This window comes from Niveispirillum cyanobacteriorum (genome assembly GCF_002868735.1).
In the GTDB taxonomy this organism is placed as follows: Bacteria; Pseudomonadota; Alphaproteobacteria; order Azospirillales; family Azospirillaceae; genus Niveispirillum; species Niveispirillum cyanobacteriorum.
In genome coordinates this window covers 1147823-1162627 of the sequence record NZ_CP025612.1, presented here as the reverse complement: position 1 = coordinate 1162627, position 14805 = coordinate 1147823, and the positions used below count along the sequence as shown (strand labels likewise).

The 14805-nt window shown below is 63.7% G+C and carries 15 protein-coding genes; 1 reads left to right on the top strand and 14 read right to left on the bottom strand.

Features of this window, described 5'->3' with window-relative positions; translation table 11 throughout:
- Positions 1 to 22: 22 nt before the first annotated feature.
- From C0V82_RS20785 to C0V82_RS20720, 14 genes are all read right to left on the bottom strand, one after another.
- A complete protein-coding gene (locus C0V82_RS20785; RefSeq protein ID WP_102114278.1) occupies positions 23 to 823 on the bottom strand; it encodes a DUF2189 domain-containing protein in 801 nt (266 codons plus the stop codon).
- 13 nt (positions 824 to 836) lie between these two features.
- Positions 837 to 1019 (bottom strand): hypothetical protein, encoded by a 183-nt coding sequence (locus tag C0V82_RS20780; protein ID WP_102114277.1) that lies wholly within the window; start codon positions 1017 to 1019, stop codon positions 837 to 839.
- On the bottom strand, positions 1006 to 1881 hold the full coding sequence (ccoP, locus tag C0V82_RS20775) for a cytochrome-c oxidase, cbb3-type subunit III (protein WP_102114276.1): 876 nt from the start codon (positions 1879 to 1881) through the stop codon (positions 1006 to 1008). The genes C0V82_RS20780 and ccoP overlap by 14 nt, the downstream gene beginning before the upstream one ends.
- Entirely contained in the window at positions 1878 to 2045 is a 168-nt protein-coding gene (locus C0V82_RS20770) for a cbb3-type cytochrome oxidase subunit 3 (protein ID WP_102114275.1), read from the bottom strand. The genes ccoP and C0V82_RS20770 overlap by 4 nt, the downstream gene beginning before the upstream one ends.
- A 1-nt stretch (position 2046) precedes the next feature.
- The gene (ccoO, locus tag C0V82_RS20765) at positions 2047 to 2772 is read right to left on the bottom strand and encodes a cytochrome-c oxidase, cbb3-type subunit II (protein WP_102114274.1); all 726 of its coding nucleotides are present in this window, start codon (positions 2770 to 2772) and stop codon (positions 2047 to 2049) included.
- A gap of 4 nt (positions 2773 to 2776) precedes the next feature.
- Positions 2777 to 4414, bottom strand: a complete 1638-nt coding sequence (ccoN, locus tag C0V82_RS20760) for a cytochrome-c oxidase, cbb3-type subunit I (protein WP_102114273.1) — start codon at positions 4412 to 4414, stop codon at positions 2777 to 2779.
- Between the two features lie 8 nt (positions 4415 to 4422).
- The gene (locus C0V82_RS20755; protein ID WP_102114272.1) at positions 4423 to 5880 is read right to left on the bottom strand and encodes a catalase; all 1458 of its coding nucleotides are present in this window, start codon (positions 5878 to 5880) and stop codon (positions 4423 to 4425) included.
- A 26-nt stretch (positions 5881 to 5906) separates the two neighbouring features.
- The gene (locus C0V82_RS20750) at positions 5907 to 6449 is read right to left on the bottom strand and encodes a thioredoxin domain-containing protein (protein WP_102114271.1); all 543 of its coding nucleotides are present in this window, start codon (positions 6447 to 6449) and stop codon (positions 5907 to 5909) included.
- The gene (locus tag C0V82_RS20745) at positions 6449 to 7048 is read right to left on the bottom strand and encodes a protoglobin domain-containing protein (RefSeq protein ID WP_102114270.1); all 600 of its coding nucleotides are present in this window, start codon (positions 7046 to 7048) and stop codon (positions 6449 to 6451) included. The genes C0V82_RS20750 and C0V82_RS20745 overlap by 1 nt, the downstream gene beginning before the upstream one ends.
- 200 nt (positions 7049 to 7248) lie before the next feature.
- Positions 7249 to 8112, bottom strand: coding sequence for a helix-turn-helix domain-containing protein (locus tag C0V82_RS20740; RefSeq protein WP_102114269.1), 864 nt, complete (start codon positions 8110 to 8112; stop codon positions 7249 to 7251).
- 14 nt (positions 8113 to 8126) lie between these two features.
- Positions 8127 to 8816 carry a DJ-1/PfpI family protein gene (locus tag C0V82_RS20735; protein ID WP_199772563.1) on the bottom strand — a complete coding sequence of 230 codons (690 nt, stop codon included), beginning with the start codon at positions 8814 to 8816 and terminating at the stop codon, positions 8127 to 8129.
- Positions 8817 to 8830: 14 nt separating this feature from the next.
- A complete protein-coding gene (locus C0V82_RS20730; protein ID WP_102114453.1) occupies positions 8831 to 9784 on the bottom strand; it encodes an MBL fold metallo-hydrolase in 954 nt (317 codons plus the stop codon).
- Positions 9785 to 9932: 148 nt separating this feature from the next.
- On the bottom strand, positions 9933 to 10916 hold the full coding sequence (locus C0V82_RS20725) for an alpha/beta fold hydrolase (RefSeq protein WP_425438261.1): 984 nt from the start codon (positions 10914 to 10916) through the stop codon (positions 9933 to 9935).
- A gap of 156 nt (positions 10917 to 11072) precedes the next feature.
- Entirely contained in the window at positions 11073 to 11636 is a 564-nt protein-coding gene (locus C0V82_RS20720) for a cysteine hydrolase family protein (RefSeq protein ID WP_102114268.1), read from the bottom strand.
- 194 nt (positions 11637 to 11830) lie between these two features.
- On the opposite strand from C0V82_RS20720, the gene C0V82_RS20715 reads away from it, so the two are divergent.
- Positions 11831 to 14578 (top strand): ATP-binding protein, encoded by a 2748-nt coding sequence (locus tag C0V82_RS20715; RefSeq protein ID WP_158660096.1) that lies wholly within the window; start codon positions 11831 to 11833, stop codon positions 14576 to 14578.
- The last annotated feature ends 227 nt before the right edge of the window (positions 14579 to 14805 follow it).

Here is a 14805-nt window from a genome sequence, read left to right as displayed (position 1 = left end):
GGCGGCAAACGCCCCGGCGCCTCTATTGGCTGCGCATCGTGCGGTACGCATGCCACGTAGCATGGCCCAACGCAGGAAAGACCAGCAACAGGCCCAACAGGCCGGGCAGCAGGCCCAGGACCAGCAGTGCCAGCACGATGGCACCCCAGGCCAGCATGACGGGCAGATTGCGCCAGACCATGGCCATGCTGGTGCCCATCGCTGTCAGTGCATCGATCCGTTCGTCCAGCAGCATCGGCAGGGAGAATACGGAGATGGCGAAGGCGAAGGCGGCGAACAGCCCACCCACGGCCCCACCCACCAGCAGCAAGGCCCAGCCCAGCGGGTCGGTGAACAGCATGGCGGCGACATGCTCCAGGCCCGGAAACGGTTGCCAGCCGAAGAACAGGGCAAAGAGCAGGACCGCGGCGCGCATCCAGAGCAGCATCAGCAGGCAGAGCAGCACGCCCACGAACAGGATCTGCCGCCCCGATGCCGCCCGCACACGCAGCATGGCCGACAGCCCGATCCGTTCTCCCGCCGCCCGGCGCCGGCTTTTCTCATAAAGCCCCGTGGCGAAGGCCGGGGCCACGATGGCAAAGCCCGACAGGGCCGGGAACAGGAAATAATCCCGCCCGAGCCCGACCAATCCGGCCACCACCAGCCAGGACACCAGCAGCATGACAGCACCATAGGCCAGGCTGCCGCCCGGATTGTCCCAGAGGTCGCGCCATCCTGCATTCAGCCAGCGCAGGGCCGCTGATGCCGGCAGGCCGCGCGCATAGGGACTGTCATGGGGCAGGGGGGGAACGGTGGGGGGCAGGCTGTCGGCGGGACTGATCATGGTGTCATGTCTCTCAACAGGCGGATTTGGCGGCGCTGTATCCGGTGGGGGCGGGCTTCACGCCCGGTTTCTGATGTGGCACGCAGGCGGGCTGGCTCTCCAGCGCCACCATCACGAGATGGAAATTAGCCCCAACCAGCAGGGCGATGCCCGCCCCCACCAGCAGGATGAAGCGCCAGCGACTAAGGATGGTCATGGTGGCCCCCATTGGCCAAATCGGCGACATAAAGGGCCAGGATTTTGCGGTCCAGGTCCGACAGGCGTTGGTCCCAGCGCGGCATATGCCCCTGGCGCCCGTAAAAGACAGTCGCAAACAATGTCTGCTCGCTGCCGCCATAGATCCAGGTGGCATCGGTCAGGTTGGGGGCGCCTGTCTCCACCATGCCCTTGGCATCCTCTCCATGACAGGCGGCGCAATTAGCGGCGAACAGCTCACTGCCGGCCGCCGAGCCACTTCCCGTTCCCGAAAGGGAACGTACATGGGCGATGACGGCCAGGATATCGGCCCGCGCCAGTAACTGGTCGCGCCCGAAGGCCGGCATCTGCGATACACGGGTCTCTGGGTGATCTGAATTGATGCCGACACGAAGGGTTTCCGCCAGTACCTCCGGTGCCCCGCCCCACAGCCAGGCGCCGGCGGCCAGGGCCGGGAAGCCTGGCCCGCCGGTACCACCATGCCCATGGCAGGCGGCACAATTATCACCGAACAGCACCGCGCCATGCCGGCGCACCTGCTGCATCAGGGCAGGGTCCGCCTTGATGTCCGCATAGTCACGCTGTGCCACCGCTTCCCGCCAGGCGGACGCCTTCGCCGCCGCCCGGCGCAGGTCTTCTGCCACCACCCGCCGCTGGTCAATACCCAACAGGCCCTTGGTATAGGTGTGTCCCAGCGGCCAAGCCGGCATCAGCACCCACCAGAAGACGCTGAACAGGAAGGCGATGATCAGGAAGAACCAGACAGCCCGTGGCACCGGGGTATTCAGTTCCTTGATGCCGTTCCATTCATGGCCTGTGGTCATGTGTCCGGTGATGGGATCACGCTCAGCCTCGCCGCTCATGGCCGATCCTCCCCACGCAGCACCGATTTTGCGGCCTGGTCGAAGCGTTTCCCGTTACCGGGCCAGAATGTGTAGATCAGAACGCAGGCCGACAGGGCCAGCAAATAGAACAGCCCGAACCCCTTGGCGAGCAGCACGGTCAGCGCGTGGCCTGTCTCCGGCATCTCATTCCTCCGGCGGCTGGCTGTTGGCATGGGCGGCATTGGTCAGCCGGCCCAGGATCTGGAGATATGCGACCAGCGCGTCCATCTCCGTCACTTGGCCCGGATTGCCGTCGAAGACGCGGGCCTGCGTGGCGGTGCCATAACGGGTAGTCAGGCCTTCACCGCCATCGGCACTGGCCTGGGCGATGGCGTCAGCGGTGGCATTGGTTACCATCTCCTGCGTATAGGGAACACCGACCCGGCTCAGCGCCTTCAGATGCAGGCCCAGATCGTCGGTGCGTAGGGCGGTGCTGGCCAGGAACCGGTAGGAAGGCATGATCGATTGGGACACGACGGCACGCGGATTGATCAGATGCGCCACCTGCCATTCATCGGAATATTTGCCGCCGATGCGGGCCAGATCGGGGCCCGTGCGCTTCGACCCCCATTGCATGGGATGGTCATATTTGGATTCAACGGCCAGGGAATAGGGGCCATAACGCTCCACCTCATCCCGTAGTGTGCGGATCATCTGTGAGTGGCAGGCGTAGCAACCCTCGCGGATATAGATATTACGCCCTGCCACTTCCAACGGGGTGTAGAGCCGCATGTCGGGCGCGTCCTCCACGGTCTCGTCGATGGTGAACAGGGGGGCTATCTCTACCAGTCCGCCAATGGCGGCAACGAAGATGATCCCCAGCACCAGGGCCAGGCCATGCTTTTCCAGCCGGTAGTGTAGTCCGAACATCGGCTTACTCCCCCGCCAGAACGGTCAGCGGCCGGTCGTCCCCGGCCGCTTGCGATGCCGCTGCGGGGCCGCGGATGGTCATCCAGACATTCCAGGCGCCGATGGCCGCACCGGCCAGGAACAGTGCCCCGCCGATGGCGCGGGCTATGTAGTAGGGGTGCATGGCCACCACCGTATCGATGAAGGAATAGGCCAGCGTGCCGCCCGGATCATAGGTACGCCACATCAGGCCCTGGATGACGCCCGAGTTCCACATGGCGAAGACGTAGATGAGGGTGCCCGCCAGGGCGAGCCAGAAATGCGCCTCCACCGCCCAGGCGGAATGCATCCGCTCTCGCCCCCAGAGAGAGGGGACGAGGCTGTAGAGCGCGCCGAAGCTGATCAGCGCCACCCAGCCCAGGGCGCCGGCATGCACATGGCCCACGGTCCAGTCGGTATAGTGCGACAGGGAATTCACGGCCCGGATGGCCATGAAGGAGCCTTCGAAGGTGGTCAGGCCATAGAAGATGGCTGCCACCATCATGAAGCGCAGCGTCGCATCGTCGCGCACCCGGTGCCAGGCACCGTTCAGCGTCAGTAGCGCATTGGCCGCCGACCCCCAGGACGGCACCAGCAGGATCAGGGAGAAGGTCATGCCCAAAGTCTGCACCCAATGCGGCAGGGCCGTGTAATGCAGGTGGTGGGAGCCCGCCCACATATACATGAAGGTGATGCCCCAGAAGCTGATGATGGACATGCGGTAGGAAAAGATGGGCCGCTGGGCACGCACAGGCAGATAATAATACATCATGCCCAGGAAGCCGGCCGTCAGGAAGAAGGCGACGGCATTGTGCCCGTACCACCATTGCGTCATGGCATCCTGCACACCGCCAAAGGCCGAATAGGCGCGGGAATGGTTCCAGGCCACCGGCACGGCGATATTGTTCACGATATGCAGCATGGCCACGACGATGATGAAGGCCAGATAATACCAGTTGGCCACATAGATATGCGGCTCCCGGCGCCGCGCCAGGGTACGGATATAGAGGACCAGATAGGTGATCCAGACGACGCAGAGCCAGAGATCGACATACCATTCCGGCTCGGCATATTCCTTGGACTGGGTAATGCCCAGCGGATAGCCGGTGACGGACAAGAGACAGAACAGATTATAGCCCAGCAGCACAAACCAGGGGCTGAACTGTCCGGCCAGCCGGGTCCGGCAGGTGCGCTGAACCACATGGTAGGAGGTGGCGATCAGGGCATTGCCGCCGAAGCCGAAAATGACGGCCGTGGTATGGATGGGCCGGATTCGCCCGAAACTGGCCCAGGCTGCGTCGAAGGTCAGGTCCGGATAGGCCAGCATCCAGGCCACCCAGTCACCCACGGCCAGCCCGAAAACGGCCCAGCCCATGGTCAGGACGATGGCGACCCGGCTGGGATCGTCGTAATATTCGCTGAAGCGGCTGCTGGACGGCTCAGGCGCGTCCAAACCCGACAGGACCAGAAAACCCAACCCCACAGCGAAGACTAGGACCAGCCCTCCATGCAGGGCGAACAGGTCGTCATTGGCAGCGGCGGCCATGACCAGGCCGCACAGGGAAAGCAGGCCGAGAACGAGCAAGGCGAACTGTCGCTCGACACTGGTAAGCTGTGCGACCATAGGTTTCCTCACTCTGCAGCATAGGCGGAAACGTCAAGGCCAAGTGCTAGGGCCACGCCCGCGCCATAGGCGGGATCGGCCTTCGTGCAATTTTCGATATGGCGCCGCTGGATGTGGGGGGCGGCACCACCAAGTGAACGGGCGGTATTTTCATACAAAGCCTGGCGCTGCGCCAGACCCATCAAGCGAAAAAGATCGCCCGGCTGCTGCCAATGATCATCGGCCACCCTATGATCATAATGGGTTGCTGGCCCGTCGAGCGGCAAAGGCGGCTCCTTGGTTTCCGGATGGTCTGCCCAATGGCCCTGGCTGTTGGGGAAATAGGTGGGCGTGCCACCCAGATTGTCATCGGTGCGCATGGCCCCGTCGCGGTGGTAGCTGTGGAAGGGGCATTTCGGCGCGTTCACGGGGATATGGTTGAAATTCACCCCCAGCCGGTAGCGCTGGGCATCGCCATAGGAGAACAGACGGGCCTGCAGCATCCGGTCAGGGGAGAATCCAATACCAGGCACGATGTTGGCGGGGGAGAAGGCGGCCTGTTCCACCTCCGCGAACACGTTCTCCGGGTTGCGGTTCAGTTCCAGCACTCCTACCTCAATCAGCGGGTAGTCGGCATGGGTCCAGACCTTGGTCAGGTCGAACGGGTCGTGATAGTGGGCTGCCGCCTGCGCCTCGTTCATCACCTGGATGGCCAAAGTCCAGCGCGGGAAGTCGCCGGCCTCGATGCTGTTGAAAAGATCGCGTTGGTGGGTCTCGCGGTCCCGGCCGATGGCGATCTCGGATTCCGCGTCGGTCAGGTTCTCAACGCCCTGATGGCTGCGGAAATGGAATTTCACCCAAACACGCTCATTCGCGGCATTGATCATGCTGAATGTGTGGCTGCCAAAGCCATGCATGTGGCGATAGGTGCGGGGGATGCCACGGTCGGACATGACGATGGTCACCTGATGCAGTGCCTCGGGCAGCAGGGTCCAGAAATCCCAGTTATTGTCGGCGCTGCGCATGCCGGTGCGCGGGTCGCGCTTGACGGCATGGTTCAGGTCGGGAAAGCGCAGCGGGTCACGGAAGAAGAAGACGGGCGTATTGTTGCCCACCACGTCCCAATTGCCCTCCTCGGTATAGAATTTGATCGCGAAACCGCGGATGTCGCGTTCCGCATCCGCCGCCCCGCGTTCCCCGGCCACGGTGGAGAAGCGCAGGAAGACCGGCGTCTGCTTGCCGATTTCGGAAAAGATCTTGGCCTTGCTGTAGCGGGAAATGTCCTGCGTCACGGTGAATGTGCCATAAGCGCCGGAGCCTTTGGCATGCATACGCCGCTCCGGGATCACTTCCCGGTCGAAATGGGCCAGCTTCTCGATCAGCCAGATATCCTGCAGCAGCGCCGGGCCGCGCCGGCCGGCGGTCTGGATATTCAGATTGTCGGCGACGGGGGCGCCGGTGGCATGGGTCAGGGTCGGCTTGGTCATGGCTGGGGCTCCTTGATCGGGGGATGTCAGGGGGCTGGGCAGAATTCGTCCGTGCAGGCGTCGGCATCGTCAGTGCCGGCCGCTGCCAGGGCGGGCGTAAACGGCTTCTCAGCGATCGCGGCGGCAATCAGGGCGCCCACCGCCATGTCATCCTCCTGCCCGAAGCCGTGATGGCGGATACTGCCGTCGCGGCCGATTAGCACCGATGACGGCGTGCCGCGCAGGCCCAGACGGCGCATGGTCACCGGTGTGGGCGTGCCCTCGCCTGGCTGGTCCACGGCGATGGGCATGGTCAGGCGGAATTCATGGATGTAGGCTTCCAGCGCGCCGGGATTCATGGCGTCGTGATGTTCGAACACCGTGTGCAGGCCGATGACCTGAAGGTCGCTGTCGCGGAACATCATATGCGCCTTCTGTGCTTGTGGCGTGCCATGGATCACGCAACCGGGACACAACATCTGGAAGGCATGGATCAGTACCGGCCGGCCGCGCAGGCCCGCCAGCGTCAGGGACTTCGGGCTATTGAACCAGCGGGTCACCGCCAGTTCAGGGGCAAATCTGGTGTTCATCAGAAATCGCCCGGCTTGATATAGGGATGGCTCCAGAGAATGACCTGCAGGACCACCGCCTTGGTCCAGGCGGCGTGCATCTTGCGCGCTTCGTCCGGACTGGCATCGGCCTTGTTCAGGAAAGGTTCGATCGTGGCGGAGATCGGTACGATGAAGGCGATCAGGTAGCGCAGGTGGATATGCTCGACCGAGGCGACATTGTCGGTCTTGTTCTTGCCGGCCCGGGTATGGCGCACACCCAGCTCATGCTGGTAGTTCAGCCAGCTCTGGCCGTAATCGGCATCGGTCGTGTCCTTGATCCACTGGCCGAACCGGGCGCGTACCCGTCCCAGATAATCCATGTTCGGCGTGGCATCGGCCTTGTTGGTGAAATAATGCAGCAGATGTGGGTGGCTGCCGACGAAACCATACCAGACGTCCAGGATGGCATCGGTCTGCGGCACCAAAACGTCACCGGCCTTGCGCAGATAATACGTATCCTCCTCCGTGAACAGCAATGTCTGCTTCAGCAAATCCAGTTCGGCCAGGGAAACCGGGGATTGCGGCAGCGACGGGTCACCCAACCGGTACCCGGGGACGGCGGATTGATAGGCGGACATGGGACCTCCTTTATGATGTGGGATCGAAATGCTCCTCCCGCCGGCAAGAGGGGGGTGTCGCGGGAAAGCGGCCGGGTTCCGGCACGCCATCCCGATGCGGACGGAGTGAGCGTTAACTTGGGTTCTTTGCCGAGGCGCGGTCTTGACGCTTCTTGCGCCAGACGACGGGTATTGCGGTGAACTTACGGCTGCACTGTTTGCTACAGGCGTTGCTGGCGCCAGGCGGTCGGCGACAGGCCGGTTCCAATTCGGAAACTACGGGCAAACTGGGTGGAGCCGGCGAAGCCGACGGCCAGGGCCACATCCGTGATGCTGAACCGTTGGTCGGCCAGCAGTTCCTTGGCCCGCTCGATCCGCAGGGCGGTGACCCAGCGGTGCGGGGTCATGCCCGTACTCTGCTTGAAGGCCCGGCAGAAATGCCATGGCGTCAGATCGGCCAACCTTGCCAGTTGCACCAGTCCGATCTCCTCATGCAGATGGGTGCGGATGAAGCCGGTAACGCGGTTATACTGATGCGGGGACAGGCCGCCGCGGGTTGCCCGCTGTCGCACCTGCTGGCCCCGCTGCCATTGCAGCAACTCGATGGCCAGCGCACAGCCCTGCGTTTCCCCGTAAAGACGCCCCAGCGGTCGGGGGGCGGTCACCGCCGCTTCGAATTTGCGGGCGGTGGCCATCAGGTTGGCATCCGTGGCGGCCAGGCGGGGGGCGATTTCCGTCAGGTCCAGGTCGGGATGCAGCACACCCGACCGCGGGTCCAGATAGACCTGCACGAAACGCTGCGCCGTCGCGGGCACGGAAAATCCCTCGAACCGGGCACCAGCCGGGATGATGTGGAAATGATTGGCGATTTCGATGAAGCGGGTGGCTTTTTCCCCATCGACGCTGACCACGCTGTCCTTCCGCCGGCCAGACAAGCCAAAGCAGAGATATAGCGCCGGCCCGTCGAACCGGAAATCATAGGCCCGCCCGTCGGTCGTATTCAGCAGTTCAGCGGAAACACCGGTCCAGTCCGTGCGCAGGCTGGGGACCACATGGTCCTGGCGGATATGCAAGGCGGGCAGCATGTTTCCTCCTTCTGTCAGGGGCCGGCGGCCCGCAGGACCAGCGTTGCCAGGGCGCGGGCCGTGGCATCCGCCGATGCCGGGTTGCCCCCCGTCACCAGTGACCCATGGATCACCACATGTTGTCCCCCGGCGGCACCGGGTATGATGCAGGCCCCCAGATCCGCCAACAGCTCGCCGAGCCGCCTGCCACCCGGTAACAGGGTTGCACCACCATCCTCCACCGTCAAGCGTCGCCCGGCCACATAGGGCGTGCCATCGGGCTCGCTTACCCGCAGCAAGGCTGCCGGCGCCTCCGAAACAAAACCCATAGGCTTGGCCTCCGCAGCGAAGGCGGCGATCAGGGCGATGGAATGGCTATCCACCGCAAGATCGCCCAGCACCCCCGTTCCGCCCGGATAGAACAGCCCATCGAAATCACCCGCATGCACCTGGTCCAGGGGCAGCGTGTCCGCCAGCGCATCGCGCGCCTCCCGGTTGGCCAGGAACCGCCTTGTGGCTTCCGACCTGCCACTCAGCGCGTCGCCCACGGGATCGACCGGGGGCGCCCCGCCCTGGGGGGATGCCAGTGCCAGTTCCGATCCAGCGTCGGTCAGCACCGTCCAGGCCGCCGTGAACTCTGACAGCCGGAAGCCGGCCGGCGGACCGATCCAGGCCAGCCGGTCGCAGGAAGTGAGGACGATGAGGATGCGTGGTATCGTCATCATCTTCCCTTTTCCCATCAACCCAGGGCCACATGGCGATAGGCGGTGCCGTGCCGTTCGGCGATGGCGAAGCCGGGGCTAGTCCAGTGATAGCCCAGCATGTGCAGCTTCTCCGCCGCCGCCCGGTCGATTAGGCGGCGTCGCGTGGCTACCCCCTGGTCCTGGTCGGTATCGAAGCCGAAGCGCCAGCCAGGATGCTCGAACGACACGACGACATTGGTTATGGCGTCGCCGGTGATCAGCAGCCCGTCATCCCCCGCCAGTTCCAGAGAGATGTGGCCCGGCGTGTGCCCCGGTGTGGACAGGGTCCTGAGACCGGTTACCACCTCGTCCCCGTCGCGCAGCCGGACCAGCCGGTCGGCAACGGCACCCAGGTCCCGTCTGGCGCCGGGCACGAAATCGCGTAACCCCGGATAACGGCCCGCCGGGTCCTGTCCCATCCAGAAATCCCATTCCGCCGCCGACACGTGATAGGTGGCATTGGGGAAGGACAGGCTGCCATCCGGCAACAGCACGCCGCCGGAATGGTCGGGATGGGCATGGGTCAGAACCACATGGGTGATGCTGGCCGGATCGACCTCGGCGGCCCGCAGATTGTCGCGTAACCGCCCGACCGTTGACTGGAACTTGTCCCCCGACCCGGTATCGACCAGGATCAGCGCCTCGCCGGCCCGGATCAGCGGGATGTTGACGGGAATGTCAGCCGTTCCCTGCCGCCCACCCAGCCGCCTTATGATGTCGGCCCTTTCGGTGGGGCCGGCATCCGGGGCGATGACGGCGTCGGGCAGGATGATGAAACCGTCGCTGAACACATCGATCTGGAAATTCCCATGTCCGAAGTGCCGCGGCGGGGCCGCCACGCCGGGCTCGGTATCCAGGGCGCCCGCCGTCACGGTCAGCGCGGCTGCCCCGGCCAGGAAGGCGCGCCGGGCGATGGGTGACGGTTCGGGGTCAAAGGCTTGACGCGGCATGCTGACCTCCATTGCTGCAAGACCACAGCGGAATTTTCCGCCACCGTTTCCGCTTTCTCCACCGTAACCGGGGTGGCAGTGAAGAGTTTGGAAACCCTCAAGGGCCAGACCCTTGCACCGGTCTGCCGGTACGGGAAACGCAACACGATCAGGCCTTGAAATAGGCCAGCAGGTCGGCGTTGATCGTGTCTGCCTGGGTCGTGGCCATGCCGTGGTCGAAGCCCTTGTAGACCTTCAGCGTGCCCTTCTTCAGCAGCTTGATGCCCAACAGGGCGCTGTCGGCGATGGGCACGATCTGGTCATCATCGCCATGCAGCAGCAGGACGGGCACGTCGATCTTCTTCAGGTCCTCGGTGAAATCGGTCTCCGAGAAGGCCTTGATGCAGTCATACTGGGACTTGATGCCGCCCATCATGCCCTGGCGCCACCAATTGTCGATGACCCCCTGGGAAACCTTGGCGCCTGGCCGGTTGTAGCCATAGAACGGGCCGGTCGGCACATCCTTGTAGAACTGCGCCCGGTTGGCGGCCACCGCAGCGCGAAAACTGTCGAACACTTCCAGCGGCAGACCACCAGGATTCTTGTCGGATTTCACCATGATGGGGGGCACGGCGCCGATCAGCACGGCCTTTTTCACCCGGCCCGGTTCGGCGCTGGCGACATAGCGCGCCACCTCTCCGCCGCCCGTTGAATGGCCGACATGGATGGCGCCCTTCAGGTCGAGGGCCACCGCCAGCGCCTTCACATCCTCGGCATAGGTGTCCATCTCGTTGCCGGTATCGGTCTGGCTGGACCGCCCGTGGCCGCGCCGGTCATGGGCGATGACACGGAACCCCTGACCCAGAAAGAACAGCATCTGCGCGTCCCAGTCGTCCGCAGATAGGGGCCAGCCATGGTGGAAGACGATGGGTTGCGCATCGCGCGGACCCCAGTCCTTGTAGGAAATCTCCGTGCCGTCCTTGGTCTTGATCGTGCTCATGATCCGTATTCCTTCAAGGGGCGTGGCTGCTTCGGCCGACGCCTGGGAAAAGAGAAAGGGGGACAACAGGCCGGCGGCGTAAAGGCCGACACCGCCGGCCAGGACGTCGCGGCGCGTGGCGCCGATAACGGCGCGGGTCACCATGCTCTTCATGATGGGCTCCGATTGTCCAATGGGGGCGGCGTTGCCGCCGGAGGCCGAGTAGCTCGACCGCAAAGCCAGCACAGGATGGACCCCGGCGGGCCTTTGGCCAATTATCTGGGTATTTCAGGCCTCTAACACGTTGGTATAGGATGGTTAACCATGAAGTCAGGCGGCAATGGCGGCATTGCCCAGATAATCTTCGGTGGACAGCAGCGTGGCATAGGCGAAGCCGAGCGCCGCCATGAACGCGGCATGTGCATGGGCCGCCGGCACGGTGGTATTGCCGAAGGTCAGATCGCGGGAGGCGCAGGCATCATGGATCACCGTCACCTTATACCCGAAATCGGTCGCGGCCCGGGTGCAGGCATCCACGCACATGTGGCTCATGGCACCGCAGATTACCACTTCATCCACGCCGCGCGCGTCCAGCAGTTCCTTCAGGTTGGTATCGCGGAAGGAATTGATCTGGTGCTTCAGCACGACAGGTTCATCGGCGCGATTGGCGACCGCGGGATGGATTTCCGATCCTTTGCTGCCCGGTACAAAGAACGGCGCTTCGGTGGTGGGGAATTCGTGGCGGATATGGATCACGGGCTCGCCCGCGGCGCGGGCGGCGGCGATCAGGCGGGCGGCATTGGCGGCTGCGGCTTCAACACCGCTCAGGGTCCACTTACCGCCGGGAAAATAGTCGTTTTGCAGATCAATGACGATCAGAGCGCGCTTGGCCATGTTGATGTTCCTCCAGGTTTCGGCGTATCTGCCTGGAAACATCATGAAGCAGGTGCCGCCCATAAGCCCGTAAAGGGATGTAAAGAACCATAGTCTGTCGCAACGGATTGTTAACCATGGTCGGGGTTGACGCTTTCACACATTATGATGGAGTGCATGCGGCAACGCTGTCATGTACGGCGCCGGGGGGGTGGATGGAGCCGCAGGGCCTGTCATTCGGAGAATTCCAGTTGCTGCCGGAGCGGCGCCTGCTGCTGCGCGGTGGTTGTCCCGTACGTATTGGCAGCCGTGCCTTTGACCTGCTGATCACCCTTGCGGGGCGATCGGGAGAGGTTGTGGCGAAAGAGGAATTGATCGCCCGCACATGGCCTGGCACGTTTGTCGATGAAGCCAATCTGCGTGTGCATATCGGGACCTTGCGCAAGTCGCTGGGGGATGATCCGGCTGGTGGGCGTTACATCACCAATGTGCCTGGTCGCGGCTATTGCTTTGTGGCGCCCGTCCGGGGCATGGCCGACCAGCGGCCGCCACCGCCCCCCACCATGCCTGTGGCGACCTCTCCCATTTCAGGAAACCTGCCGGTCTCCGTCACCCGCCTGGTGGGCCGGCAGGAGGTGGTGGATAATCTTGTCACCCTGCTGTCGCAGCAGCGTCTTGTGACCATCGTAGGCCCCGGCGGGATGGGAAAGACCACCGTGGCTGTGGCCGTCGCCAGGCGTGCGGCCAAGCCTGGCGGCATCTTGTTCGTCGATCTGGCACCGGTGGCGGAACCTGCGGCGGTTGCAGGGGCGTTGGCGACGCTCCTGGGGCTGACAGACCGGTCGGTTGATCTGGCCGGCAATCTGGTAGAGCAGTTGCGTGACCGGGCACTGCTGCTGGTGCTGGACAATTGCGAGCATGTGATCGAGGGCGCAGCCGCACTGGCGGAGATACTGCTGTCCCGGTTACCGTCTCTCACTATCCTGGCCACCAGCCGGGAGCCGCTGCGCGCCGCCGGGGAATGGGTGCAGAGGTTGAGGCCACTGGACGTGCCACCGGAGGGGAATGTCCTGGCGGCGGACGCCATGGGTTACGCCGCCGTGCAATTGTTCGTGGAGCGGGCCTCCGCCTGTCTGGGTGGGTATGCCCTGAAAGATACCGACGCGCCCGCTGTTGCAGAGATCTGCCGGCGACTGGATGGGATCGCGCTCGCTATCGAGTTGGCGGCGGGCCATCTGGACACCACAAGCATCGCGGGCCTCGCGGCGTCGCTGGATGACTGTTTCCGGGTGCTGACGCGTGGTCGCCGCACGGCGTTGCCCCGCCACCAGACGCTGCGCGCCACCCTCGACTGGAGCTACCGCACGCTGCCAGCGGTCGGACAACGATTGCTGCGGCATCTGTCCGTGTTCAACGGGGTATTCACAGCGGCGCTGGTGGCCGCCATCCTGCCTCCCGATGAGGAGATGGAGATCGACGAGGCCTTGGCCGAACTGGCGGCCAAGTCACTGCTGACCGTGGAGCGGGGACAGGCGGAGGCGCGCTACCGGCTCCTCGATACGACTCGGGCCTATGCACGAATAAAGCTGGAAGGGGCAGGCGAGGCGGATGCCATGCGCCGGCGGCACGCGACCCATTACCGGGCTGTGTTTGAGCAGGCCGAGGCGGAATGGGAGACGAAACCCACCCCGGTCTGGTTGTCGACCTATATCGGCCATGTCGATAATCTGCGGGCGGCGCTGGACTGGGCCTTTTCGTCCGATGGCGATCCGTCCATTGGCATCGGCATCACGGTCGCCGCCGTACCCTTCTGGTTTGCGCTGCTTCAGGTCGAGGAATGCCATGCCCGCGTCCATCGGGCCCTGGAGTTGCTGGAAATTCCGGCCTATCAGAACGAGCGGCAGCGCATGAAGCTCTATGCGGCGCTGGGATGGCAGCAGATGCGGGCCAGCACAGTCCAGCCCCATGGCGCCGCGGCCTGGCAGCGTACGCTGGACATTGCCACCCGATTGAATGATGCCGATTATCAGTCCCGGGCCCTGTGGGCCCTGTGGGTGGACCGCACTAATGACGGACAACCCCGGGCAGCGCTGGCCATGGCCGAAAGGTTCGCCATGCTGGCGGCGCAACAACAGGATGAGGCGGATATCGCCATCGCTGACCGTATGCGGGCCAGATCCTTATTGTTTCAGGGGCGCTTCGCAGAGGCGCGCGCCAGTATCGACCGCATGCTGGAACGGTATACGCCACCTGTGAACCGCGCCCACACGGTGCGCTTCCAGTATGAGCAACGCAGCGTGGCCAGGATCACTCTGGCTCGCCTGCTCTGGATGCAGGGGCATCCCGTCGAAGCCATGCAGGAGGTCGAGGCGACCATCGCTGAAGTGGCGGAGATGGGGCATGAACTGACCTTGGCGCATGTCCTGTCGGATGCGGCCTGTGCCATAGCGTTGCTGAACGACGATCTGGAGAAGGCCAGCCAGTTTATCAGCTTGCTGCAACATGTGACCAAGGTCCATTCGCTGGATGTATGGAACACTTATGCTGATGGCTTTGCGGGCGAACTGCTGATCCGGCAGGACGAGGTTGCAGACGGCCTCTCCCTGGTTGAAAGCGCGTTGGAACGGCTGCGGCAAACCCGCTTCGTTCTTTATGAGACTGCCCTGGTTCTAGCCCAGGCCCGCGGCCTGAATTTGATTGGCCGATCAGTTGAAGCGTTGGCGGTCGTTGATGCGGCGCTGGATCGTTGCGCCTGTTCCGGTGAAGCGTGGTATCTGGCCGAACTGCATCGGGAACGGGGCGAACTCCTGGCCGCATTGTCCGACTATGGCGGGGCTGAGGCTGCATTGAACAACGCATTGAATATTGCTCAGGAACAGCACGCCATCGGTTGGCAGGTGCGGGCGATAGCTAGCCTTACTCGGTTCAGCGGGTGTCAGCGGCGGAGCCAGTGCGCTCAATAACTTCTGCGACGAGCGTCTGAGACTGTTATCGTACAGAGGGAAAGCGGTGTCTCCGCAAAGACAAACGTCAACCAGCTTGGGAGACAGGTCCGAGAGCTGGGTCTTGTTTAAAGTTACGCCTTTGCAGACGGCCACACCTCTCCGTTTCGCCGTATAATCACAGCCCCATCCCCGCTGTCGTCCTGTTGGCGTAGAGCCCGCGGTGTCCGCGCCAACCCTGGGGATGT

Coding starts and splice junctions, on each gene's coding strand:
- ccoO (WP_102114274.1), bottom strand. CDS start 2,772: ATGTTCGGACTACACTACCGGCTGGAAAAGCATGGCCTGGCCCTGGTG.
- C0V82_RS20785 (WP_102114278.1), bottom strand. CDS start 823: ATGATCAGTCCCGCCGACAGCCTGCCCCCCACCGTTCCCCCCCTGCCC.
- C0V82_RS20770 (WP_102114275.1), bottom strand. CDS start 2,045: ATGCCGGAGACAGGCCACGCGCTGACCGTGCTGCTCGCCAAGGGGTTC.
- C0V82_RS20735 (WP_199772563.1), bottom strand. CDS start 8,816: ATGATGACGATACCACGCATCCTCATCGTCCTCACTTCCTGCGACCGG.
- C0V82_RS20740 (WP_102114269.1), bottom strand. CDS start 8,112: ATGCTGCCCGCCTTGCATATCCGCCAGGACCATGTGGTCCCCAGCCTG.
- C0V82_RS20730 (WP_102114453.1), bottom strand. CDS start 9,784: ATGCCGCGTCAAGCCTTTGACCCCGAACCGTCACCCATCGCCCGGCGC.
- C0V82_RS20745 (WP_102114270.1), bottom strand. CDS start 7,048: ATGTCCGCCTATCAATCCGCCGTCCCCGGGTACCGGTTGGGTGACCCG.
- ccoP (WP_102114276.1), bottom strand. CDS start 1,881: ATGAGCGGCGAGGCTGAGCGTGATCCCATCACCGGACACATGACCACA.
- C0V82_RS20720 (WP_102114268.1), bottom strand. CDS start 11,636: ATGGCCAAGCGCGCTCTGATCGTCATTGATCTGCAAAACGACTATTTT.
- C0V82_RS20755 (WP_102114272.1), bottom strand. CDS start 5,880: ATGACCAAGCCGACCCTGACCCATGCCACCGGCGCCCCCGTCGCCGAC.
- C0V82_RS20780 (WP_102114277.1), bottom strand. CDS start 1,019: ATGACCATCCTTAGTCGCTGGCGCTTCATCCTGCTGGTGGGGGCGGGC.
- ccoN (WP_102114273.1), bottom strand. CDS start 4,414: ATGGTCGCACAGCTTACCAGTGTCGAGCGACAGTTCGCCTTGCTCGTT.
- C0V82_RS20750 (WP_102114271.1), bottom strand. CDS start 6,449: ATGAACACCAGATTTGCCCCTGAACTGGCGGTGACCCGCTGGTTCAAT.
- C0V82_RS20715 (WP_158660096.1), top strand. CDS start 11,831: ATGGAGCCGCAGGGCCTGTCATTCGGAGAATTCCAGTTGCTGCCGGAG.
- C0V82_RS20725 (WP_425438261.1), bottom strand. CDS start 10,916: ATGAAGAGCATGGTGACCCGCGCCGTTATCGGCGCCACGCGCCGCGAC.